Origin of the sequence: Thermobrachium celere DSM 8682 (assembly GCF_000430995.1) — a bacterium.
Classification (GTDB): domain Bacteria; phylum Bacillota; class Clostridia; order Clostridiales; family Caloramatoraceae; genus Thermobrachium; species Thermobrachium celere.
The window spans coordinates 1-262 of the sequence record NZ_HF952031.1 but is presented as its reverse complement, the minus strand read 5'-3'; the positions used below and the strand labels follow the sequence as shown (position 1 = coordinate 262).

1 protein-coding gene is annotated in these 262 nt (G+C 38.2%); it reads right to left on the bottom strand.

The genetic code is table 11. The annotated features are described in order from the left end of the window. Window positions 1-262, bottom strand: a 262-nt coding sequence (locus TCEL_RS11400; protein ID WP_040684075.1) for a substrate-binding domain-containing protein, incomplete at both ends; no start/stop codon positions are given.

The following is a 262-nucleotide window of genomic DNA, read 5'->3' as shown; positions in this document are numbered from 1 at the left end:
TAGCTAAGCTTCCCATTAGGTCTGGTTGTTGTGCTATAGTTGCTGCCATTTCACCATTATTTACTGCTGTAACTGCATCTGGTGTACCGTCAAATCCTACTACAATTACATTTTTATTTGCTGTCTTTAATGCCTTTATTGCACCTAATGCCATTTCATCATTATGTGCAAACACTGCGTCAAAGTCTGGTGTAGCTTGTATTATGTTTTCCATTACGTTTAATCCCTTTTGTCTATCAAAGTCTGCTGATTGGCTTGCTAC